The organism is Lamprobacter sp., from assembly GCF_034860625.1.
GTDB lineage: Bacteria > Pseudomonadota > Gammaproteobacteria > Chromatiales > Chromatiaceae > Lamprobacter.
On sequence record NZ_JAYESN010000691.1, the window covers coordinates 1 to 758 of the forward strand.

The 758-nt window shown below is 64.9% G+C and carries 1 protein-coding gene; it reads left to right on the forward strand.

Going from position 1 to position 758, the window contains the following annotated elements:
• Window positions 1–758 (forward strand): response regulator (locus VBE63_RS30790; protein WP_323686743.1); only part of this gene is annotated, 758 nt, incomplete at both ends.

The following is a 758-nucleotide window of genomic DNA, read 5'->3' on the forward strand; positions in this document are numbered from 1 at the left end:
CGTCGGCAGCACGTTCCACTTCACCGTGCGCCTGGGTAAACAGCGCGGCATCCGCTCGCAACGACGCCTGAAGGTCGATGACCTGGAGGCACTGCGGGTGCTGGTGGTGGATGACAACGCGACCGCGCGCGAGGTGCTGCAGTCGATGCTCAGCGCCTTCGGCTTCCAGGTCGAGCAGGCCGCCAGTGGCGCCGAGGCGATCGCGCGGCTCGAGCAGGTCAATGGTGGCGCCAGCTTTGACCTAGTGCTGATGGACTGGAAGATGCCGCAGATGGATGGCTTGGATACCACCCGCGCGATCCAAGCCGATCAGCTCATCGCGCGCTCACCGACGGTGATCATGGTCACCGCCTATGGCCGCGATGAGGCGCAGCGCGCCGCTGAGGATCTGGAGCTGGCGGGCTTCTTGACCAAGCCAGTGACACCCTCAACGCTCTTGGATGCGATCCTCAATGCCATGGGCCGCGAGGCGATCAGCGACTCGCGCGCGGCTGATCACGAGGAGGCCACCAGCGAGGCCCTAGCCAAGCTCAAGGGCGCGCATCTGCTGCTGGTGGAGGACAACGCCATCAATCAGGAATTGGCGCTGGAGCTACTCAACACCAACGGCATGAGCGCGGCAGTGGCCAACAACGGCCAAGAGGCCCTCGACTTACTCGAACAGCAGCGCTTCGACGGCGTGCTGATGGATTGCCAGATGCCGATCATGGACGGCTACGCCGCCACCCGCGCCATGCGCCAAGATCCGCGCTTCCGCA